We start from the raw sequence: 23625 nt of genomic DNA on the forward strand, positions 1-23625 counted from the left end.
CCAAAGCGACTCATGTGCAGGACTCCTTGATGAACGCAATACCAACCGCCAGCGATGCCCAGGCCTTGATCGCCCGAATCGACTGGGCAAGCAGCCCGCTGGGCGCTGCCAGCACTTGGCCACAAAGCCTGCGAACCGCCGTGGACATCGTCATTCATTCACCGATGCCGATGCTGCTGTTATGGGGCCCGCAACTGACGCAAATCTACAACGACGGCTTCGCCCTGCTCGCCGGGAGCAAACATCCGCACGCTTTCGGACAACCGACACACCTGATCTGGCCAGAGTTGCAAGACTTCACCGACCCGATCTACAGCGCCGTCCTGCAAGGTCAGGTGCGAACCTACAGCGAGCAGCGCTTTACCCTGCAACGCGGGGCCCGGGAGTCTGACTTCTGGCTCGACCTGACCTACAGCCCGATCCGCGACGAAGGTGCCCAGGTGTCCGGGATCCTGGTCACCGCCATCGAAACCAACGAACGCCGGCGCATCGCCCTCGAACTCGAACAGCGCTCGGCGGCCAGCCTCAAGGCCCAGCGTGAAACCGAGGAACGCCTGCAACTGGCCCTCGCCGCCACCGATGCGGTCGGTACCTGGGACTGGGACATCAGCGAGGACCGCTTCATCGCCGATGCGCATTTTGCCCAACTGCATGGCATCGACCCGGCCATGGCCAGCCAATTGCCGATCAGTGAATACCTGCACGGCGTACACCCCGAAGACCGCGCCCTGATCGCCCGCAGCATCAAGCATTGCATCACCCATGGCACGGAATACGCCGAGGAGTATCGCCTGCTGCAAACCGACGGCCAGATGCGCTGGGTATTTGCCCGCGGTCGCTGCTACAAGGATCACCATGGCCGGCCAGTGCGCTTCCTCGGCGCCGCCCTGGACCTGACCGAGCGCAAACACACCGAACAGGCCCTGCGCCAGAGCCAGACCGAGCTGCAACTGATCATCAACGCCATGCCGGTCCTGATCAGCTACGTCGACCGCGAAGAACGCTTTCGCCTGAACAATGCGGCGTACCTCGACTGGTACGGGCTGACGCCGCAAGAGCTTTACGGGCGAACCATTCTTGAAGTGCTCGGCGAAGAAGCCTATGCGCTGCGCGCTCCGCACATCAAGGAAGCGCTGTCTGGCCGGCCGTGCTGTTTCAGCATCAGCACGCCACACCGCGACGGCAGCATCCGCCAGGCCTTGATGAATTACCTGCCACGCCACGGCGCCGATGGCGCCGTGAACGGTTTCTACATCTTCGTGATCGACGAAACCGAGCGCAAAAAGACCGAAGAAGCCCTGCGTAACCTCAACGAAACCCTTGAAGAACGGGTTGCCGCCCGCACCCGCCAACTGGCCGAAGCCAACGAGCGTCTGCAGAACGAGATGTTCGAGCGCGAACGTGCCGAAGACGCCTTGCGCCATGCGCAGAAAATGGAAGCGGTCGGCCAGCTTACCGGCGGCATCGCCCATGACTTCAACAACATGCTCACCGGCATCATCGGCAGCCTCGACCTGATGCAACGCTACATTGCCGACGGCCGCGCCAGCGAGATCGGTCGATTCACCGAAGCGGCCGTGTCCTCGGCCAACCGCGCCGCCGCCCTCACCCATCGCCTGCTGGCGTTCTCCCGGCGCCAATCACTCAATCGCAAGCCGCTCAACCCTAACGAGCTGATCCACTCTCTGGAAGACTTGTTCAGGCGTACCAAGGGCGATCATATCGAGCTCGACCTGCAACTGGCCGAGGACATCTGGCGGGTCAACACCGATGTCAGCCAACTGGAAAACGCCCTGCTCAACCTGGTGATCAACGCCCGGGACGCCATGCCCGATGGCGGCGAGCTGCAGATCGAAACGGCCAACGTGTACCTCGACGGCAGTGACATGACGACCCTGGAACCGGTCAAGGCCGGTGACTACGTGATGATTGCCGTCAGCGACAACGGCACCGGCATGACGCCCTCGGTGCTGGCCAAGGCATTCGATCCGTTCTTCACCACCAAGCCCATCGGCCAGGGCACCGGTTTGGGCTTGTCGATGATTTACGGTTTCGCCCAGCAATCGGGGGGCCACGTCACTCTGTTCAGCCTGCCGGGACGGGGCACCAGCGTGCGTTTGTACCTTCCGCGCCTGCATTCGACCGAGCCGGAAAAAGTTTTGTCGCCCGTCATCGGCGAGGCACCGGCGGCCATTGCCGGCGAAACCGTGATGCTGGTCGAGGACGATGCGGCGGTGCGCATGCTGGTATTGGACCTGCTCAATGAGCTCGGTTACCGCGCCCATGAAGCCGAAGATGCCAAGGGCGCCCTGCCGCTGCTGGAGTCGGACCTGCGGGTGGACCTGCTGGTGACGGACGTCGGGTTGCCGGGCATGAACGGCCGCCAACTGGCGGAAATCGCCCGTCAGCATCGTCCCGAACTGAAAGTGCTGTTCATGACCGGTTACGCCGAGATCGCCGCCGAGCGCCAGGGTTTTCTCGAAGAGGGCATGGACATGGTGGCCAAGCCGTTTTCCATCGATCTGCTGGCGAACAAGATTCGCACGATGATCAGTCAATCGGACTGAGTTGAGGCATAATCGCGCCCCCCCCCCGCTGCCACCCACATAGCCACCACCGTTGCAAGGTACCGCCACATGAAAGCTCAAGCCCGCCATATTCTGGTGAAAACCTCGGAAGAAGCCGAGCAGCTCAAACAACGCATCGCCAAGGGCGAAGCGTTCGACGTGCTGGCCAAGAAGTATTCGACCTGCCCATCGGGCAAGCGCGGCGGCGATCTCGGTGAAGTGCGGCCGGGACAGATGGTCGGCGTGATTGATGCGGTGATCTTCAAGAAACCGCTGCGGGTGGTGCATGGGCCGATCAAGAGCAAGTTCGGGTATCACCTGGTGCAGGTGTTTTACCGGGATTGAGTGGCTGGTCAGGCCCCTGTGGCGAGGGGGCTTGCCCCCGTTCGAGTGCGCAGCACTCGTGAGTTCGCTGCACTCGGCATGTCAGATAAATCCGGTAGACAGGGTTTGGGGCTGCTTCGCAGCCCAACGGGGGCAAGCCCCCTCGCCACAAAGCCCCCCTCGCCCCAGTTAATGCATTTCAATCTCTGGGAATCAGCGCCCCCGGCACCTGAATCACCCGGCTCGCCAACCGATGCCCGGCCTCGGCGGCTTGCGAAGGGCTGCCGCCCTTGAGCCGCGAAGCCAGATACGCCGCGCTGAACGAATCCCCCGCCGCCGTGGTGTCCACCACCCGCTCGACCTTCTGCGCGGGCACTTCGAACGACTCTCCATCACAACGAATCAGGCACGCTTGTGCGCCGCGCTTGAGCACCACTTCCGGCGTACCGATCTGCTCATACGCGGCAAACACCGCGTCAGCATCGGCATAACCAAACAACGCCTGTTCGTCATCCACCGTCAGCAACGCCAGGTCGACATACGCCAGCACACTGCGATATGCCGCCCGGGCGTCTTCGACCGATGCCCACAGCCGTGGCCGGTAGTTGTTGTCGAACACGATCCGCGCATCGCGCTGGCGGGCTTCGATCAGGGTTTCCAGCAGTTTTTCCCGACCTTGCGCTCCGAGTACCGCCAGGGTGATGCCGCTGAAGTACAGCACATCATAATCCGGCAGCGCGGTGAGAATCGGCGCGGCGGCCGGGGTGGTGAAGCAATCGCGGACGGCCGCTTCGTTGCGCCAGTACAGAAAGCGTCGCTCACCGGCGGTGTCAGTCTGGATGCAATACAAACCCGGCAGGCGTCCGGGCAGACGCTGGACCATGGCGAGCCCGATATTTTCCGCCGTCCAACTCTGGCACATCGCGTCGCTGAAACTGTCATCGCCCAGGGCGGTGACGTAGTCCACGGAGCCGTCCTCTCCCAGTTCCCGGGACAGGTACACGGCCGTGTTCAATGTGTCGCCGCCGAAGCTCTGTTGCAGGCTGCCGTCGGCGCGATGCTGCAACTCGATCATGCACTCGCCGATCAGGGCGATGCGTGGAGTGTTGGGGCCCAGGGTGTTGATGGTGTTCATTGTTGTGGGGTCTCTGGTGTTTCGGTGTTGTCTGGTCGGCCGCCATCGCGAGCAAGCTCGCTCCCACAGGGATTTTGTAAACGCCATAGATCCAATGTGGGAGCGAGCTTGCTCGCGATGGCCGCAACCCGATCTCAAACCCTTAGAAACAGGTTTCCATCGTCTCGATGACGTTCAGTTGCTCATCCACCAGGCAACCGACACGCCACTTGTCGAACGTCAGGCACGGGTGCGAAGTGCCAAACGAAATGATGTCGCCCACCCGCAGATCAACCCCCGGTGCCACGGTCATGAACGCATGCTGGTCCATCACTGCAGTCACCTTGCAGACGCTCACATCATCGCCTTTGGCCGGCACGGCGCCCGCCTTGTAACGCAGCAATGGCACCGGTAAACCGGCGTCGTAGGCCACGTCGCGCTTGCCCAGGGCAATCACCGCAAACCCCGGCTCCGGCAGCGACTGCACGTGCGCCCACACCTCCAGCGCCGGACGCAGGCCTTCGTGCAGGTCACTGCGACGGTCGAGCACGCAGCACTGCGCTTCCTTGTAGATGCCATGGTCATGGGCCACGTAACTGCCGGGACGCAGAACGCTGAGGAAACGCCCGGCGGCGTTCTGCGCTTCAAACGACTCGGCAATCAGGTCATACCAGGCCGAACCCGACGCGGTGATGATCGGTTTGGGAATGGCGAAGGCACCGCTGTCCTGCAACTGCACCGCCAGGCGCACCAGTGATGCGGCGAAATCGCGGATACCGGTCACTGCGTGATCGCCATGGATCACCCCTTCGTAGCCTTCGATCCCGGTCAGGGCCAGCGCCGGTTGCGCGGCGATGGCCTTGGCCAGGTCGAGCACTTGCTGCTCGCTGCGGCAACCGCAGCGACCACCGACAACGCCGTATTCGATCATGACGTTCAAACGCACGCCACGGGAGGCGAAATAGGCGCCGAGGTCGGCGACGTTGTCCGGGTGATCGACCATGCAATAGAAGTCGAACGTCGGGTCGGCCAGCAGGTCGGCAATCAGCGCCATGTTCGGCGTACCGACCAATTGGTTGGCCATCAGCACCCGGCGCACACCATGAGCGTAGGCCGCACGGGTTTGGGTGGCGCTGGCCAGGGTGATGCCCCAGGCACCGGCGTCCAGTTGGCGCCGGAACAGCGCCGGGGTCATGCTGGTTTTGCCATGGGGCGCGAGTTCCGCTCCGCTGTCGCTGACGAACGCCTGCATCCAGCGAATGTTGTGTTCCAGCGCCTCGCGGTGCAGTACCAGCGCAGGCAGGCTGACGTCACGCACCAGGCTGGCGCCCTTGGGTGCGGTGCCTTTTTCCACGGCGGCGGTATTGGGGGCAGAAGACATGGTCGAACTCCTCGTTCACGCGGCCGCAGGCAGCCGCTGTTATTCGTTGATGCGACGGGCCAGGCTATTGGCGCTTTCGATCAGCACCCGGCGGTAGTCGTTGTAGTTGTTCTTGGCATCGGCCCGGGGGGCGACGATGCACAGGGTCGCGATGGCCACGCCGTTGGGGTCTTTGACCGGTGCGGCGAAGCAATGGGTAAAGGTGTCGGCGACGCTATCGAAGGAAAAGAAACCATCGATACCGGCCTGACGGATTTCCTTGAGAAACTGCGCAAGTTCCAAGCGTTCGCCGTTGGGCAGGATGAAGTCGTCGTGGTCGATCAGGTCGACGATTGCCTGGTCGCTCAGGTGCGCCAGCAGCAAGCGCCCGGATGCGGTCCAGGGGATGGGCGCGTTTTCACCGATGTCCGAGGAAATGCGGAAATGCCGCTCCCCCTCCTTCATCAGCGCAACGGTGTACTTGCGCCCGTTGAGCAGGCACATCTGCGCCGTTTCACGGGTCTGACTGACGATTTCCTGCAAGGCGTGATCGGCCTCGCGAGTCAGGTCGAAATGTCGCAGGTGTGCCTGCCCGAGAAAGTACAACTGGCGACCGAGGTAGACATGACCGTCCTTGCCCACCGGCTCCAGGATGCGTCGTTCCAGCAGCGAGGCCACCAGTTCGTAGACCGTGGATTTGGGGCTGCCGATGCCGCTGGCGATGTCGTTCGGACGCAGGGGCTGGCCGATCTCCTTGAGGAAATCGAGGATATCGAACGCCCGGTCCAGCCCGCGTGCCCGGCGCTTGATGGTGTCTTCGGTCATTTCAGTGGTTCCCATTCATGGTCGCCTGGAGTTTACCCAGTGTGCCGCGCTGACCGTTAGGCCGCCTTCGCGGGCAAGCCCGCTCCCACAGGGAATGGTGGTGTGTCTGCAATCTGTGGCAGCACACAAACCTGTGGGAGCGTGGCTTGCCCGCGATGGGCGCGACTCGGTTCAAGCCTTTTTCTTGTACGCAATGCAGTCGATCTCGACCTTGCAGTCGACCATCATGTTCGCCTGCACGCAGGCCCGCGCCGGGGCATGTTCAGGCTTGAAGTACTCGGAGAACACCTTGTTGAAGCTCCAGAAATCCCGCGGATCTTCCAGCCACACGCCAGTGCGCACCACGTCTTCGAGGCCATAACCGGCCTCTTCAAGGATAGCGATCAGGTTCTTCATGGTCTGGTGAGTCTGCTCGACGATACCACCGACAATGATCTCGCCATCCAGCGCCGGCACCTGGCCGGACACGTGCAGCCAGCCATCGGCTTCGACAGCGCGGGCGAATGGACGAGGCTGACCGCCGCCGGCGGTGCTGCCAGTGCCGTAACGAGTAATGCTCATGGGTGTTTCTCCTGACTGGAAGTTATTGTTCCGCTATAGCGGAATTAATTGTGCAATAACGGAATAAGCGGCAGAAAGTGTGCCACAGGATGTGGAGGGAATGTGAGAGGGATTGAAATTTGTTTTGAATCAGAGGGACGGGTATCTGGTTCTCAATTGGGTGCACATGACCCCACTCGAAGCAACACCCGCGACTCAGAGCAGCTTCATTGGACAACCGCCCACCCGACTGCTTTATTCTATGTCCAGGAAATTACCGGTTTTAGCAGCCGCGACGTGTTCGGCGTGCGCGGTCCCAGGAGGGTTGATGTCATTTAAAGTCATGATGGTTTTCGGTACGCGTCCGGAGGCCATCAAGATGGCCCCTCTGGCACGGGTCCTGCGCAATTGGCCAGGTATAACCCTGAACATCTGCTCCACGGGCCAGCACCGGGAAATGCTCAAGCAGGTCCTCGACTCGTTCGAGCTGACGGTCGATGAAGACTTGCAGGTGATGACCCAGGGCCAGACCCTCAACGGTCTCTCCGAACAATTGCTGGGGCATCTCGACAAAGCCTACGAGCGGGTGCATCCGGATATCGTGCTGGTACACGGCGACACCACCACCAGCTTCATTGCCGCCCTCGCCGCCTTCAATCGCCAGATACCCATCGGCCACGTCGAGGCAGGTTTGCGTACCGGTAACTTGCGTGCACCCTGGCCTGAGGAAGCCAACCGGCACCTGACCGGTGTCATCGCCGACCTGCATTTCGCGCCGACCACCATCAGCCAGGACAACCTGCTGCGCGAAGGTGTGTCCAAGGCCAACATCGAGGTCACCGGTAACACGGTGATCGATGCGCTGGTATGGATGCGCAAACACCAACAGGAAATCCACTGGCACCCGGCCGCCGACTCGCCGCTGGCGGTGCTCGACGACAACAGGCGCATGGTGCTGATCACCGGGCATCGCCGGGAGAATTTCGGCGGCGGTTTTCGCAACATCTGCCTGGCTCTGGCCACCCTTGCCGAACGTTATCCCGATGCGCAATTCGTCTACCCGGTGCACCTCAATCCGCAGGTGCAAAAGGCGGTCTACAGCGTCCTCTCGGACAAACCCAATATCTATCTGGTGGCACCGCAGGATTACCAGCATTTCGTCTGGCTGATGGACCGCGCCTATTTCATTCTCACCGATTCCGGTGGCATCCAGGAGGAAGCACCGGCCATTGGCAAGCCGCTTCTGGTGCTGCGCGATGTCACGGAGCGGCCATCGGCGCTCGAAGGCGGAACCGTGGTGCTGGTGGGCACCGACACCGACCGCATCGTCAGGGAATCGAGCCTGTTGTTCGATGATGAAGCCACCTTCCAGCGAATGAGCCGGGTCCATAGCCCCTATGGCGACGGACACGCCAGCGAACGCATCGCCAATCGCCTCGGCATCTGGCTCAAACACCGCACGGCGGGTAAAGCCGTATGAGCCTGGTGTTTGTCGACTTCTTTGCCTATGTGTTGTTCGGTCTCAAATACCTCGCGATTACCCTGGCCCTGCTGATGTTCATACTCGGCCTCGATGACCTGTTCATCGACCTGGTGTACTGGACCCGCAAGCTGATCCGGCGCTGGCGGATCTATGAAAAATTCGACCGAGCCGATGAGCAACGGCTGTATTCCATCGGCGAAAAACCCCTGGCGATCATGGTGCCGGCGTGGAACGAAGTCGGCGTGGTCGGTGAAATGGCGCGCCTGGCCGCCTCGACCATCGACTACGAGAACTATCAGATTTTCGTCGGCACCTACCCCAACGACGCCGAGACCCAGGCCGACGTCGATGCGGTGTGCCTGCATTATCCCAACGTGCACAAAGTGGTGTGCGCCCGTCCCGGTCCTACCAGCAAGGCTGACTGCCTGAACAACGTGATCGACGCCATCCTGCGCTTTGAAAACGATGCAAAGATCCAGTTCGCCGGCTTCATCCTGCACGATGCCGAGGACGTGATTTCACCCATGGAGTTGCGCCTGTTCAACTACCTGCTGCCGGCCAAGGACCTGATCCAGATTCCGGTCTATCCCTACGCGCCGGAATGGCATGGCTTCACTGCCGGGCACTACGTCGACGAGTTCGCCGAGAACCATGGCAAGGACGTCATCGTGCGTGAAGCACTGACCGGACAAGTGCCCAGCGCCGGGGTCGGCACCTGTTTCAGCCGTAAGGCCATCAGTGCCCTGCTCGAAGACGGTGACGGTATCGCCTTCGACGTGCAGAGCCTCACCGAAGACTACGACATCGGTTTCCGCCTCAAGCAAAAAGGCATGAAGTGCATCTTTGCCCGCTATTCGGTGACCGACCCGAAACTGGCACTGGAACAACCATGGGTATTCGGCATGGACCGCGCCTTTTCCCAGGTGATCTGTGTGCGCGAGCACTTTCCCCGTGACTTGCAGTACGCGATCCGGCAGAAGTCGCGCTGGATCGTCGGCATCGTGTTCCAGGGCACCAAGAATCTGGGCTGGAGCAGCAAAGGCCTGCTCAATTATTTTCTGTGGCGCGACCGCCGTGGCCTGATTGCGTACCTGTTGAGCTTCCTGGTGAACATACTGCTGGTGGTGTTGCTGGCGATGTGGCTGGTCACCGTGATCGCGCCGAACGCCTGGCGGTTCCCGTCGATCCTCTCTGACAGCACGTTGTTGGCGGGCCTGCTGTGGCTCAATGGCTTCATGCTGCTCAACCGGCTATTCCAGCGCGGTTGGTTTGTCACCCGTTTTTACGGACTCGGCGAAGGACTGCTGTCGGCGCCCCGGATGGTGTGGAGCAATTTCGTGAATTTTTTCGCCAACGTTCGGGCGTTGCGCCAGGTGATGGAAATGGGCGATTCCCGTCGCGTCGCCTGGGACAAGACCACCCATGAGTTTCCAGCCCTGGCTGAAGCCCAGCGCACCCCGCTGGGCCATCGTCTGGTGGAAAAAGGCCTGCTGTCTGAAGATCAACTCGAAGCCGCGATCACCAACCCGGTACGCCGACGCCTGGGTCAGGAACTGCTGCTGCGCGGGCACATCGACACCACGCAACTGGTGCAGGCCCTGGCCGAACAACTGGACCTGGAATGGGCGCCACTCAATCCGTTCAAGCTCGACAAACGCCTGATCGAAGCCGTGCCGCGCAAAATCGCTACACACTACGGCGTGTTGCCGGTCGCCGAGGAGAACGAAACCCTGGTGCTGGCCTCCGAAGGTCCGGTGAGCCAAGTGTCCCTGGGCGCCATCAGCCGTCAACTGAAACGCCCGGTGCGTTGCCGCCTTGCACCACAAGGCCGGGTGACGCTGGGGATCCGCTACTGGTACGCCAGCCCTCGTCAAAGCGAGGAAGTGCATCAGATGCTTGAGGTGCTTGAGCAAAATCAGGACGACGAAGACCTGATTGAGCGCGTCAGCCATCACCAAGTGTTGCTGGGCAATCTGTTGCAAGTACGCGGCATGGTGCCGCCAACCCTGTTCAATCAGGCGCTGATCGATTTCGATGCGGAAAAAATGTCTCTCGGTGAACACTTGATTGAACGCGGCATGATCACACAGGAAATCCTCGAACAGGCCCTGGTCGATCAGACGAGCGAGCAGCACGCAGCGTACTGCATTGCCCGGGAGGCCGCATGAAGCCTGTCCATCGTCAGACCTTGATGGCCGGTAGCCTGTTGCTCTGCCTGAACACGACGGCGTGGGTGCAAGCCGAACCCTTGACCGATTTCGATCAGTTCCGCAGTTACCCCTATATGGACCGCAGTTACCGCGAAGCGAAAAACGGCAACTGGAAGGAAGTCGAACGGCTGATGCGCCACCTGCTGAGCAAAGTGCCGCAAAACGATGAAGCACGGGCATTACTGGTGCAATCGCTGGTCAAGCAGCAACGCTACGAAGATGCCCTGCAAGCGCTGCCGGATACCCCGTCCAACAGCGATAGCCTGCTCAACTTGCGCCTGGCCTGGATCGAACAGGATCCGCCGGACAGAAAACAGGTGGAGCAATGGATAGCCTCCAGCAATCTGGAGCATCGCGTGCGCCTGTGGCAGGCCTACAGCGCGAGCCTGGCCAAGCGCGGCGGCGCGGCCTCGGCCCATGACTGGCTGGCGCAACTGCCACCCAAGGGTGATGAGCAAGCGCTGCAACAGGCCCGGGCCAACTGGTCCGAGCAACTGCGCGATTGGGATGGCACCATCAAGGAACTGGCGCCACTGGCCGCTAACCAACAACTCGATGCCCAAAGCTGGCAACGCCTGGCCAACGCCTACGTGCAACGCCTCGACGAGCAATCCTTGCAGCAACTGCTGCAAACGGCGCCAAGCCCGGAAGCCGCGCGCAAGACCCGGCTGGCCATGGTCGACCGGGCGATTGCCATGGGCCAGGTCCAGCAGGCGCAGCGCTGGATGCAATCGCTGCCGCCTGCCGATCTTGCCGACCCGGCGCAACGCCAGCGTCTGTGGGAACTGGCGCGGCAAACCGGCGACAGCGCCACGGTACAACGCTTGAGTGGTGAGTTGCAGCGGCCATGCCTGGAGACCGCCGACTGGCTGTCGCGTCGTGATCCGCAAGCTGCGCTGAGCCAATTGAAAAGTTGCCAACCCGAAGAAAACCCGCAGGCCTGGCTGGTCCTCGCCCAGCGCCTGCAAGCCACCGACCTGCTGCAAACGACCCGTCTACCGGAGCCTTGGGACACGCGACGCCGCGAACACCTGCTCGACGTCTGGCAGGAGGAAGGCCGCAGCGACAAAGTCATGGCCTACCTCGCCAGCCAGCCGCAGACCGCCGACGTGGTCAAACGCCGCGCTGAACTGCTCCAGGCATCGGATCACGATACCGAAGCGGCGGCATTCTGGGAGCGGCATTACCAGCAGACCGGCAACCTCGATTCGCTCAACCAGGCTACCTACCTGGCGCTGAATGCCGGCCATCGTGAACATGCGCAACAGTTGCTCGAGAGCGCCTTCGACCGCCACGGCGGCAAGCTGCCGACGCCCCTGCTGCAAAGGTTGGCGGGGTTGTATGCCGCGTCGACACCGACCGCGGCACAACAGCAACGCATTGTTTCGCTGCTCAAGCGCGTCGACCCCGCCACTCGCGGGCAACTGCTGGCGCAACTGGCGGAAAACGGCCAGTGCGGCGCGGTTCAACAGGCCATCAGTGATCTCCCGCAAGCTGCGGGCGACTACCGCGCCCTCGGCCGTTGTGCAATGCCCGAGCGCCCCGGCGAAGCAGTGGTGTATTACCAGACCGCCGAAAAAATGGGTGACCAGAACACTCGCCTGCCACTCGCCTACGCCCTGGAGGCGGCCGGAGACTCGGCCGGTGCCCTGGCCATCTGGCGCAGCATTCCAGATGCCGAACTCAGCGACAATGCCCGCCTCACCGCCAGCCGCGGCGCCCTGAATATCGGCGACACGCAAACAGCTGAACGCTACTGGCAACTAAGCCGCACCCGTGGTGCCAATGAGTGGACGTTGGGCGCGGCGATTGCCGATGCCTGGGGCGATCACACCCTCGCGCTGCAACGCCAGCGTTCCGCCCTGCAGCTAGTACCGGATGCCGAGCATTACTATGCGGCCTCGGTCACGGCGCAAAAGGCCGGCGACCTGCAACAAAGTACCGAATGGCTTGCCGAAGCGGCGCGCCGCGAACCGGACAATCCCCGTTATCGGGCCGACTACGGCGTGCGCCTGGCCGGTGCCGAGACCAAGGCAGCACGCGCCGGTTCCATCCCGTATCTGCAACGCGCCACCCAGGATTTCCCGGAAGACTATCGCCTCGGCGAAACCCTGGCCTGGCGTTATGACGAGGTCGAAGACAGCGCTTCGGCGCGCAAGGAACTGCGCCGGGTGATCGATCTGGAGCAGAACCCGGTGGCCGCCGATGACGAGGATGGCAGCATGGAAGCGCGCCGCTATCGCCAGCGTCGCGCCCACGAAAGCCTGTCCCGTCGCGACACAGTCACCATCGCCAGCACCTGGTCACCGGCCGGGATATCGACCAACGACATCCTGCGTCCCGACGACAGCATCGGCACACAGCGACGCTCCAGTTCACAGAACGTGCAACTGGCCATGTGGGACCACGCACTGGGCGATGAACCCAGCCGCGCCGGCAGCACGCTGTCGGTCTATGGCCGCGTGTTGCTTGGCGGCGTGGGCAGGTCGAGCTATGCCGAATCCCTGGGTACCGGCGTCGGCCTGCGCTACAAGCCCTGGGGCACCGCCAACATCAACTTCTATGGCGAGATCTACAAGCAAAGCCAGTTCGATGATCAGGACAACCATGGCCTGAGCCTCGGCCAGATGCTGGTCCCCGACAAGGTGTCCGATCAGGCCGAGGATCACCGCAATGATGGCCACACCACCACCGACTACCTGCTGCGGACAACCGCGTCGTTCCTTGATCAGGGTCGATTCCGCAACGATTGGCGGGTCGATGAAAGCGACTGGGAGGAGCGCTTCCTCTACCTCGACGCGGCGTGGTGGACCAAGGCCGGCGACCATCAATGGTTGTCGCGCTTCCAGCAAGGGCACACCTGGAAACTTCCGTTCAACGGCGCACAAACGATCATGCCGTACGGCTTTCTCGAATTCGCGACCCAGGACCCGAGCAACGACTGGCGCCAGGATCTGCGCACCGGTCTGGGCCTGCGTTGGCAATGGTGGTTCGACGACGATGTCTACAACGCCTATCGCGCGCACTTGACGGTGCGCACCGAGTATCAACAAGCGTTGGGTGGCAATCTGTATGAAGGCGGCAACGGCGTGCTGGTGGGCGTGGAGTTGAATTTCTGATGAAGCGACTTCTTTTGGCTTTGTGCCTGTTGCTGGGCGCCGCGGCGACCCATGCCGACGAACGGATTTTCTATCAACCGCTCAATGTCGATGCCAACCTGAGCCAGGCGCAATGGCAGCGGATCTGGCAGGACAGCGCCCGCCAGGGCGTGCACACGGTGATCGTACAGTGGACGGCCTACGGCGATTCGGACTTCGGCGGTGCCGACGGCTGGCTTGCCCGCAGCCTGAAACAGGCCCAGGCCCAAGGCCTGAAACTGGTGCTGGGCCTGTACATGGACCCGGCCTATTACCAGCGTATCAATGAGCTTGACAGTGCCGGGCTGGCAACGTACTGGCAGACGCAACTGGGGCAGTCGCTGGCCCGGCAGCAGAAACTGCGCAAGGACTGGAAACTCCCCGTCAGCGGCTGGTATCTGCCCATGGAACTGGATGACCTGCACTTTCTGGCGCTGGATCGCCGACAAAGATTGCAACGCCAGCTCAAGGATTTTTCCGGCAAGCTCGACGCACCATTGCACATCAGCGTGTTCAACGTCGGCAAACTCGCGCCACAAGTGAATGGCCAATGGCTGGGGGAATTGGCGAACGCCGGAATCCAGGTGTGGTGGCAAGACGGTGCCGGCACCGGACGCTTGCCACCATTGATTCGCACCGGCTACGCCAATGCGCTGCCCTGCTCCATCGGCATCGTCAGGGAAGCCTTCCGGCAAGTCAGCGCTGCCGGACAACCCTTCCGTGCCGAACCGATGCCGCCACAAACCTCTTCACCGGGTTGCCACCCGACATCGGTTTTCTCCCTGCGCTACCGACCCTGGGGCAAGGTGATTCTCGACAACCAGCACAAGGGCAAGGTCGGCGATGTACAAAACCATTGAAGACGAAGTGCTCAAAAAATCGGCGCCGGCTGAGCTCAAGGCCGAGTTCCTCCAACATGAATTCGATCGGCTGCACACATTTTGCGTACTGATCTACATCGCCAGCATTGTGGTCTGGGTTGCTTACGACCTGATCCTGAGTTTTATCGGCGGGCAGCCATTCACCTGGCGTTCGCTGGTGTTCTTCGGTGTCTTCACCATTCTCGTCATCATTCTGCTGTTTATCCGCGACGCCCGGCACTTCCAGAAACTCAACCTGCTGTTTGTGCTCACCATTGCCTTCGGCACGCGGCTGCTCATCGAAGGCCTGGGAAACGACCACCAACCGGCCTGGCTGTTGCTGGCGGCTTCGGCCACCCTGTTCACAGCCTCGGTGTTGCCGCTGAGCCGCTGGTCATTCTTTGCCGCGCAGTTGGTGACCTGGTGGTTTCTCAATCCCTTCTACAACACCGGTATCGAACAGTTTGAACTGGGGGGCGTGATGGCCCTCAGTTACACGACATTTATCTGCGGCCTGACCCTCTACAGCTTCCTGACGCTGCACAAGGCCAAGCTCAACAACTTCATCATGTCCAGGCTGCTGCTGGACCAGGCCTACATCGACACCCTCACCGAAATCCCCAATCGCCGTTCGTTCATGACCCGCGCAAGCCTGCAGTTGAACAGCGTGCCGCGGGAAAACGACCACTACCTGGCGATGATCGACATCGACAACTTCAAGAAGGTCAACGACGTCTACGGCCACGACATTGGCGATGAGGTGCTCAAGCGCATCGCGCAGGACATCAAGTCGGTGACGGCCCACCACGAATATGCGCGGTTGGGTGGCGAGGAGTTCGCGATTTACCTGGCCGGGGTTAGCCGCGAAGACGTCGAGACGCTGGCCGGCGACCTGTGTCGGGTGGTACGCGAGCAACCCACTCGACACCCGGTGACCATCAGTATCGGCCTGGCCCGGGTGCTCGACGGTGACACACTGAACCAGGCGCTGATCAAGGCCGATGCGGCCTTGTATGAGTCAAAACATACCGGGAAGGATCGCTACACATTTCATCAATAAAGCTATCTATCCCACCTACTGCAAAGCGCCTCCTCATCGCTAACCGTGCGATGTGTGCCATCGAAAAAAGATCTGTTTAAACCCGACCAATCTGCTTGCTACTGTCAAATATGACAGTAGACGCTTCTGAGTAGGCAAGGAAATACTGGCGCCGCATCTGACTATCGAAACCAAAGGGGATCGAACATGAATACGGCGAGAACTTTATTTGTTTGCGCGACGCTGGGGATGGGTTTAACGGGTTGCAATATTGATCCGGACGCGACTGTTTCCACGGTCAGCGAAGAGTGCAGCAGCTTGGTCAATGGAAAGTACATCGGCCAGAATGGCCCTGAAGTTTGCATCACGACACCGCTTTCAAAAAGTGCCACATCCATCTCGGGCACGATCGTTGGGACCACGGCTACAGGCCCGTTCATGGTAACGGCGAAAACCAGCGATGACGTCATTTTGAAGCAGGTATCCACGCTGTCTAACGGTAACTTCACGATGTCACAATTGAATCTGCAAAACCTGCCAGGCAAGGGCATTTCATTTTCGGTTGTGGTAACGGGTGTAAGTTCACCGCCCACCAAACTGGTAGTCGGCCAGGAGCCACCGTCAAAATGTTCACAAGGAGCTCCGGGCTATCCGTTATGTGGCACTTATCCCGGCGCGATCTTTTTTCCAATCAAAACCTCCGTTACCACCATTTTCTCTGTTTCACCTGGGGAATTTTATACTGGGGCTACCTTGCTCCCGTCTTTCATGGGTTTAAGTACAACCCGCTGGAGGCCAGACCGATACATCAGCTTCTTACGAAACGTTTCTGCTCCCATAAAGCCGGGAGAGGAGCAAACCGTTTTTGCGACTATCGATAACACTGAGTCTTTTGCCTACCCTGTCACTCAAACTGTTTTGCCCGCTCAACAGTAAAAATCCCCCTTCGGGCCGGGCCTGGAGGGTGTCGATCCAGCCCGGCAACTGCGCCTTGCCATGGGTCATCCGCGATGCGGTCAACCCGCTCAACTGCGCCAATTCACCGATCTTCATTGCGGGCCCATTTATCTGCTTGACATTAAAGTTAACTTTAAGGTTAGCCTCTGCTCATCACTACGAGGAGGAGCCAAGCATGTCGCCCTTTCAAGCGTTGAATTTGCCCAACGGCCAGACCATCGGCAATCGCATTGCCAAATGCCGCGATGGAAGAGAACCTCGCCAATACCGATCAAGTACCCGACAAGGCCCTGCTTCGTCTGTATCAGGCCTGGGCCGAGGGCGGGGCCGGCTTGTTGCTGACCGGCAATGTAATGATCGACCGTCGCGCCATGACCGGTCCCGGCGGAGTAGCGCTGGAAGACGAGCGCCACCTGGAGCGCTTCCGCCAGTGGGCCAGCGCTGGTCGGGCCGGCGGTGCGCATTTCTGGGTGCAGCTCAACCATCCTGGCCGCCAGACCATGGCCAACCTTGGCCAGCAAGCTCTGGCGCCGTCGGCGGTTGCGCTGGATCTGGGCCCGTTCTCGAAGATGTTCGCCGAACCCAAACCCATGAACGCGGACGACATCCAGGAGGTGATCCGACGTTTCGCCACCAGCGCCGCACTGGCTGAGAAAGCCGGTTTTACCGGCGTGCAGATCCACGCCGCCCACGGCTACCTGATCAGCCAGTTCCTTTCGCCGCTGACCAATCGGCGCACCGATCAATGGGGCGGATCCCTGGAAAATCGTGCGCGTCTGCTGTTGTCCGTCGTCGAGGCGGTTCGCCAAGCGGTGTCGCCGCAATTTTGTGTGTCGGTAAAACTCAACTCAGCAGATTTCCAGCGCGGTGGTTTCGATGCCGATGATGCGCGGCAAGTGATCCAGTGGCTCAACGAACAACCGATCGACCTGCTGGAACTCTCCGGTGGCAGTTACGAAGCACCTGCCATGCAAGGCGAGGCGCGCGACGGCCGAACCCTGGCGCGGGAGGCGTACTTTCTGGAAATGGCCGGCGAACTGGCCAGCGTGGCGCGGATGCCGGTGATGGTGACCGGCGGGATCCGGCGTCTGGCAATCGTCGAACAGGTCCTCGACAGCGGCCTTGCCATGGCCGGCATCGGCACCGCGCTCGCTGTGGAACCACACCTGGTCAAGCACTGGCGCGAAGGGCAGGACAGCCATCCGCAACTGCCGCCGATCCGCTGGAAACGCAAGCCCTTGGCGGCGCTGGCGAGCATGGCGGTGGTCAAATTCCAGCTGCATCGCTTGAGCCGTGGACGCAAAAACCGGCCTGAAGTCTCGGCGTTGTGGGCGTTGATTCTCGACCGGTTATACATTGGCAAGCGCACCCGGCAGTATCGGCAGGCGATGGGCAAGTAATCCGAAATTGATGTTGACTGACCCTCCGCTTTCGCGAGCAAGCTCGTTCCCACAGGGATCATTCGGTGTTCACAGACTTTGTGTTCACCCGGACCAATGTGGGAGCGAGCTTGCTCGCGATGAGGCCCGTGCAGACAAAGCAAACTTCAGCCAGGAAGCAGCTCGTCAATGTGCCGATACTCGGCCTGCAACTGCGTCGCCAACACCCTGCTGCGCCCGAGCCGGATCGGCCCGCGCTCGATGTCGATCAGCACCCCCGGGCACTCCAGCACGGGCAACAACGGCCAGTCCTTCAGCCGTCCATCGGTCACCAGCAACAACCGCTGCTGCTCTGCCGGAAAACGCTTTTTCCGTGCACCAAGCCATCGCCCCGCTTCGCCCAACGCGGCCAGTAACGGCGTGCCGCCCCCGGCGCCAAGGCCATCGAGCCAATGGCGCAACCCGGTCGAGGCCTTCAATCCCTGCACCTGCCACTTCGGTGTAGCACCGCTGGCTGTGAGCAGCGCCAGACGCGCACGCTGGCGATAGGCATCGTCGAACAACTGCGCCAGCAAGCCCTTGGCATCGCTCAATGCCTGATGACGGCGGGTCGATGCGGAGGCATCAACGATCACCAGCCACAGTTCGTGGGGCGAGCGAGTGCGCAGCTGAAACAACAGGTCGTCGCGCTGACGCGGTCGGCCATTGAGCAATGTGCCAGGCCAGTTGACCGAGCCGCTACGGGCCGTATGACGCTTACCCTGTTTGCCGTGGTCCAGCCGCCCGGCTCGGGGTCTGGCATTCGCCCCCGCATCGGAGCGTGGGCGAATGCCTAGGGCTTTTTTGGCCAGCTCGGCACTTCACGTCGAGCACCGACCGCCAGCGCCTGGGCAGGCAACTCGCCCCACTGGCCCTGCCCTTCGCTCGGGTTGGCGTGCTGAGGCGCCGATTGTTGCGTCGCCTGGGATGACTGAGGCGTCGGTGCGCAATGTTCGCGACGGCGATGGCGCAAGGCGAACTCGGCGACTGCGTCGATATCTTCCTCGGCGATGGCGTTCGCCCCGCGCCAGGCAGCGTGAGCCCGGGCAGCGCGCAGCCAGACCAGATCGGCGCGCAAACCATCGACGCCAGCGGCGAAGCAACGTTCGGTGATGTGTGCCAGCGCCTGGTCGTCGAGGGGAATGCTTGCCAGTGCATTGCGTGCGTTCTGGCAACGGTCACGCAGAGTCGCCTGTGCGGATTCCCATTCGGCGCAGAAACCTTGCGGGTCGGCGTCGAAATCCAGGCGACGACGGATGATCTGACCACGCTCGACCGGCGCGGTGTGACCACCGAGGGCGACGTTCAAACCGAAACGGTCAAGCAATTGCGGACGCAGTTCTCCCTCTTCCGGGTTCATGGTGCCAATCAGCACGAATTTTGCCGAATGCCTATGGGAAATGCCGTCACGCTCTACCAGATTGGTGCCGCTGGCGGCCACATCGAGCAGCAGGTCAACTAGATGATCGGACAACAGATTGACCTCGTCGACATAGAGCACGCCACCGTCAGCCTTGGCCAGTACGCCGGGGGAAAACTGTGCGCGACCTTCGCCCAGTGCCGCATCGAGATCGAGGGTGCCGACCAGCCGCTCCTCAGTGGCGCCCAGCGGCAAGGTGACGAACTGACCGCTGGCCAGCAGATCCGCCAGACCGCGGGCCAGCGTCGACTTGGCCATGCCCCGCGGGCCTTCGATCAGGACACCACCGATTTTCGGGTCGATGGCGGTCAGGCACAGGGCAAGCTTCAAATCGTCGGCGCCGACCACGGCGCAGAGCGGGAAATGCGGGGTGTCGGTCATTGTTCTATCTCGGTCATGGTCGGTAATCTTCACAGGCACCCCAATCCCTGTGGGAGCGAGCTTGCTCGCAATGGCGGAATGTCAGGCAACATTTTTGTCGACTGAATGAATGTCATCGCGAACAAGCTCGCTCCCACAGGTTTAAGTGCGTCAGCCATCTTCTTCTATATCCAGCAACAGATTCTCCAGCGCCTCGCGGTACTCGCCGGGCTCCTTCCACATTCCCCGTTGTTGCGCCTCGAGCATGCGCTCGGTCATGTCGCGCAAGGCATGGGGATTGTGTTCGCGGACAAAATCCCGGGTGCCCGGATCGAGCAAATAGGCATCGGCCAGCAACGCGTACTGGTGATCGTCGATCAACTGCGTGGTGGCGTCGAAGGCGAACAGGTTGTCGACCGTCGCAGCCATTTCGAACGCCCCTTTGTAGCCGTGACGTTTAACGCCTTCAAGCCACTTCGGGTTGGCAGCCCGGGAGCGGATCACCCGGTTCAGCTCTTCCTTCAAGGTGCGAATCTTCGGCAGGTCCGGCTGGCTGTGGTCGCCATGATAGCTGGCCGCCGCCTCGCCTTTCAGGCTTTCCACCGCCGCGAGCATGCCGCCCTGGAACTGGTAGTAATCGTTGGAGTCGAGCAGATCGTGCTCGCGGTTATCCTGGTTTTGCAGCACCGCCTGTACCTGGCTCAGGCGCTGGCTGAACTGTTCCCGGGCGGCGGTGCCTTCGTCGGAACCGCCGTAAGCGTAGCCACCCCAGTTGAGGTAGACCTCGGCCAGGTCCTCGCGGCTCTGCCACAGGCGACCGTCGATGGCGCCCTGCACACCCGCGCCGTAGGCACCGGGTTTGGCCCCGAATATCCGCCAGCCGGCCTGACGTCGCGCTGCGTCTTCATCGAGCCCCGCCTGCAGCAAGGCTGCACGCTCGGCGCGTACCTTGGCCGCCAACGGGTTCAGGTCGTCCGGCTCATCGAGATCGGCCACCGCTTGCACCGCCGCGTCGAACAAACGAATCAGATTGGCAAAGGCATCACGGAAGAAACCGGACACACGCAAGGTCACGTCCACCCGCGGGCGGTCGAGCAAACTCAACGGCAGAATCTCGAAATCATCGACCCGCTGGCTGCCGGTGGCCCAGACCGGACGCACGCCCATCAACGCCATCGCCTGGGCGATGTCATCGCCACCGGTGCGCATGGTTGCGGTGCCCCACACCGACAAGCCGAGCTGGCGCAAATGATCGCCGTGGTCTTGCAGGTGCCGTTCGAGAATAAGGTTGGCCGACTGGAACCCGATGCGCCACGCCGTGGTGGTCGGCAGGTTGCGTACATCCACCGAATAGAAGTTGCGCCCGGTGGGCAGCACGTCAAGACGACCACGACTGGGCGCGCCGCTGGGACCGGCCGGGACGAAGCGACCGCCAAGCGCGTCGAGCAATCCGCGCATTTCCGCCGGGCCGCAGGCGTCCAGACGCGGAGCAATGACGTCACGCAAACCATCGATAATGACTTGCACCTCAGTCCAGTCCGACTCCTGTAGGAGCGAGCTTGCTCGCGATGGTGTGTCAGCCACATTGGTGTCGACTGACACACCATCGCGAGCAGGCTCGCTCCTACAGTTCAATGTCTGTGAGATCAGTTGTGTAGCGAACAGCTCAAGACGTTCACGGGTATCGCCTGTGGTACGCCAAAGTTCGTCGCCGAGTACTTGCAGTTGTTCAGGTCGTGGTCCAATCCACGGCTCGGCCAAGGCGCAATCAAGCGGATCGAATCCTAGTCCGAAGGCCTTGGCCAGCGCCCGCAGCAGACTCGACTGCGCACCCCGGCCATCGCCCCGTGGAATGCGCAACAGCGCCAGCAAGGTATCGATGCGCAATCGCCCGGTGGGCGATTCGCCGAACACATGCAGGCCGTCGCGGATCTGCGACTCCTTCAAGTCGCACAGGTAAGTGTCGAGTCGCGGCAACCAGATCGCCGCATCGGCATCGCTGTCGAGTTGTTCGTCCAGTTGCAGTTCACGGTCGATGTGGGTGTCACGCACCAGTTGCAGGATGTCGCGCTGCAACTCTAGGGCGCGGCGCGGATCGAGCAGCTGCGCTTCGTAATATTCGTCGGCCAACAGCTCGAGGTTACGCAGCGGGCCGTAGGTTTCGGCGCGGGTCAGCGGTGGCATCAGGTGATCGATGATCACCGCCTGGGTCCGCCGCTTGGCCTGGGCGCCCTCACCCGGGTCGTTGACGATGAACGGATAGATGTTCGGCAGCGGCCCGAGCAAAGCGTCTGGCCAGCAATGTTCCGACAGCCCCACGCCCTTGCCCGGCAGCCATTCGAGGTTGCCGTGTTTGCCGACGTGGATCACGCCGTGGGCGCCATAGGTGTTGCGCAGCCAGAAGTAGAAAGCCAGGTAGCCGTGGGGCGGCACCAGGTCCGGGTCGTGATACACCGCGCTCGGGTCGACCTGATAACCCCGGGCCGGCTGAATGCCGACGAAGGTCAGGCCAAAACGCAGGCCGGCGATCATCATCCGCCCGCTGCGATACATCGGGTCGTTTTCCGGCGCACCCCAACGTTCGAGCACCGCCGCGCGATTGGCTTCAGGCAGGGCGTTGAACATCACCAGATAGTCATCCATGCCCAGGCTTTGCTGGCACGGACGCAGGTCAAGGGTATCGAGGTCGTTGCTGACGCCGCCCAGTAACTGCTGGATCAGCGCGGTGCCGCTGTCTGGTAACTCAGCCGGTAATGGATAACCGTCGGCATGCAACGCCCGCAGGATATTCAACGCCGCTGCCGGGGTATCGAGGCCGACGCCATTGCCGATGCGACCGTCGCGGGTCGGGTAGTTGGCGAGAATCAAGGCAATGCGTTTTTCTGCATTGGGCACCCGCGCCAGATCGACCCAGCGCCGCGCCAGTTCGGCAACGAAGTCCATGCGTTCCGGCTGAGGCCGGTAGCAGACTACATCCGACTGACTACGCTCACTGCGCCACGCCAGGTCCTTGAAGCTGATCGGACGGCTGATGATGCGCCCGTCCAGCTCAGGCAACGCGATATGCATCGCCAGGTCACGGGGGCCAAGCCCCTGTTCGCTGGCGCGCCAGCCGGGTTCGTTGTCCTGGGCGCAAATCGCCTGGATCACCGGGATATTGCGGCGAAACGGGCGCAGATGGGGTGCTTCCGGACTGGATTGAGCGAAGCCAGTGGTGTTCAGAATCACTGAAGCTTCGACTTCATCCAGCCAGTCCTCGACCACCGAGAGGCAGCCGGGCTCTTTCAAGCTGGCCAGCGCAATCGGCAATGGATTCAACCCCGCCGCCTGCAAACGCTGGCAAAAAACATCAATGAACGCGGTGTTCGCCGCCTGCAAATGCGAGCGGTAGAACAGCACCGCCGCCACGGGTTGATCGGCGTGCCAGTCGGCCTGCCAGTCGCTCAGTGCGGCAGAATGTTTGTGCGGATGGTAAATCGCCGTGCGTGGCAGGGTTTGCGGTTCGCCCCAGGTGTAATCACGCGCCAGCCAGCGGTTGGCCAGGCAGCGGAAGAAGTCGAGGGCGTTGCCCATGCCGCCCTGGCGCAGAAACTGCCAGAGCCGGTCGCGATCCTCGGCACCGACGGTGCTCAAGTCGCTGAGCTCCGGGTCCGGGCGATCATCACCCGGCACCAGAATCAGTTGCACGCCGCGCTGCGACAGCTCGACCAGACGCTCGATGCCATAACGCCAATAGGCGATTCCGCCGTGCAGCGAGATCAGAATGACCTTGGCGTGGCGCAAGACTTCATCGACGTACAGGTCAACCGAGGCATGGTTCTGCACCTGCATCGGATTGGCCAGGCGCACGCTCGGGTAATCGTCGGGCAACTGCTGCGCCGCTTCGGCGAGCAGCGCCAGGCTGGAATCGCCGCTGCACAGGACCACCAGCTCGGCGGGGGTTTGTCCAAGGTCGGCAATGTTGTCATCCGACACGAAACCGCCGGGCTGGGTCCTGAGCAGGTGCATGGC

Annotated in this window: 15 protein-coding genes and 1 pseudogene; 9 read left to right on the forward strand and 7 right to left on the reverse strand. The window is 61.6% G+C overall.

The features are described 5' to 3' along the window. The first annotated feature begins 29 nt into the window (after positions 1 to 29). Both AC1RS8_RS26610 and AC1RS8_RS26615 read left to right on the forward strand, forming a co-directional pair. Entirely contained in the window at positions 30 to 2567 is a 2538-nt protein-coding gene (locus AC1RS8_RS26610) for a PAS domain-containing hybrid sensor histidine kinase/response regulator (RefSeq protein ID WP_489338616.1), read from the forward strand. A gap of 69 nt (positions 2568 to 2636) precedes the next feature. Next, positions 2637 to 2912 carry a peptidylprolyl isomerase gene (locus AC1RS8_RS26615; protein WP_007898282.1) on the forward strand — a complete coding sequence of 92 codons (276 nt, stop codon included), beginning with the start codon at positions 2637 to 2639 and terminating at the stop codon, positions 2910 to 2912. A 178-nt stretch (positions 2913 to 3090) separates the two neighbouring features. Here the strand turns inward: AC1RS8_RS26615 and AC1RS8_RS26620 are convergent, their stop codons facing one another. The 4 genes from AC1RS8_RS26620 to AC1RS8_RS26635 form a co-directional block, all read right to left on the reverse strand. Next, positions 3091 to 4026: a sugar kinase gene (locus AC1RS8_RS26620; RefSeq protein ID WP_489338617.1), complete on the reverse strand. Its 936-nt coding sequence runs from the start codon at positions 4024 to 4026 to the stop codon at positions 3091 to 3093. A gap of 142 nt (positions 4027 to 4168) precedes the next feature. Further along, a complete protein-coding gene (locus AC1RS8_RS26625) occupies positions 4169 to 5386 on the reverse strand; it encodes an amino acid deaminase (RefSeq protein ID WP_090455628.1) in 1218 nt (405 codons plus the stop codon). A gap of 39 nt (positions 5387 to 5425) precedes the next feature. Further along, positions 5426 to 6190 (reverse strand): IclR family transcriptional regulator, encoded by a 765-nt coding sequence (locus AC1RS8_RS26630; protein ID WP_057714591.1) that lies wholly within the window; start codon positions 6188 to 6190, stop codon positions 5426 to 5428. A 171-nt stretch (positions 6191 to 6361) separates the two neighbouring features. Beyond that, a complete protein-coding gene (locus AC1RS8_RS26635; protein ID WP_057714589.1) occupies positions 6362 to 6751 on the reverse strand; it encodes a RidA family protein in 390 nt (129 codons plus the stop codon). A gap of 307 nt (positions 6752 to 7058) precedes the next feature. Between AC1RS8_RS26635 and wecB the strand changes: the two genes are divergently transcribed. From wecB to AC1RS8_RS26670, 7 genes and pseudogenes are all read left to right on the forward strand, one after another. Continuing rightward, entirely contained in the window at positions 7059 to 8210 is a 1152-nt protein-coding gene (wecB, locus tag AC1RS8_RS26640) for a non-hydrolyzing UDP-N-acetylglucosamine 2-epimerase (RefSeq protein ID WP_057714588.1), read from the forward strand. After that, positions 8207 to 10381, forward strand: a complete 2175-nt coding sequence (gene nfrB, locus AC1RS8_RS26645) for a cyclic di-3',5'-guanylate-activated glycosyltransferase NfrB (protein WP_489338618.1) — start codon at positions 8207 to 8209, stop codon at positions 10379 to 10381. The genes wecB and nfrB overlap by 4 nt, the downstream gene beginning before the upstream one ends. Beyond that, a complete protein-coding gene (locus AC1RS8_RS26650; RefSeq protein ID WP_489338619.1) occupies positions 10378 to 13542 on the forward strand; it encodes an NfrA family protein in 3165 nt (1054 codons plus the stop codon). The genes nfrB and AC1RS8_RS26650 overlap by 4 nt, the downstream gene beginning before the upstream one ends. Then, positions 13542 to 14420, forward strand: coding sequence for a DUF4434 family protein (locus tag AC1RS8_RS26655; RefSeq protein ID WP_057714582.1), 879 nt, complete (start codon positions 13542 to 13544; stop codon positions 14418 to 14420). Before AC1RS8_RS26650 ends, AC1RS8_RS26655 begins: the two co-directional genes overlap by 1 nt. Next, positions 14404 to 15480, forward strand: coding sequence for a GGDEF domain-containing protein (locus tag AC1RS8_RS26660; RefSeq protein WP_057714580.1), 1077 nt, complete (start codon positions 14404 to 14406; stop codon positions 15478 to 15480). The genes AC1RS8_RS26655 and AC1RS8_RS26660 overlap by 17 nt, the downstream gene beginning before the upstream one ends. Positions 15481 to 15666: 186 nt before the next feature. Then, on the forward strand, positions 15667 to 16395 hold the full coding sequence (locus AC1RS8_RS26665) for a hypothetical protein (RefSeq protein WP_429521136.1): 729 nt from the start codon (positions 15667 to 15669) through the stop codon (positions 16393 to 16395). Between the two features lie 196 nt (positions 16396 to 16591). Then, positions 16592 to 17816: pseudogene (locus AC1RS8_RS26670) on the forward strand (NADH:flavin oxidoreductase/NADH oxidase family protein). Between the two features lie 146 nt (positions 17817 to 17962). Here AC1RS8_RS26670 and AC1RS8_RS26675 read toward each other — a convergent pair. The 3 genes from AC1RS8_RS26675 to cobN form a co-directional block, all read right to left on the reverse strand. Continuing rightward, positions 17963 to 18508, reverse strand: a complete 546-nt coding sequence (locus tag AC1RS8_RS26675; protein ID WP_407516950.1) for a vWA domain-containing protein — start codon at positions 18506 to 18508, stop codon at positions 17963 to 17965. Positions 18509 to 18627: 119 nt separating this feature from the next. Continuing rightward, positions 18628 to 19635 (reverse strand): magnesium chelatase ATPase subunit I, encoded by a 1008-nt coding sequence (locus AC1RS8_RS26680; protein WP_102671353.1) that lies wholly within the window; start codon positions 19633 to 19635, stop codon positions 18628 to 18630. Between the two features lie 150 nt (positions 19636 to 19785). Then, complete coding sequence (gene cobN, locus AC1RS8_RS26685; RefSeq protein WP_489338620.1) at positions 19786 to 23622, reverse strand: cobaltochelatase subunit CobN; 3837 nt, start codon at positions 23620 to 23622, stop codon at positions 19786 to 19788. Positions 23623 to 23625: the final 3 nt, after the last annotated feature.

This window comes from Pseudomonas sp. GW821-FHT12A04 (genome assembly GCF_058807755.1).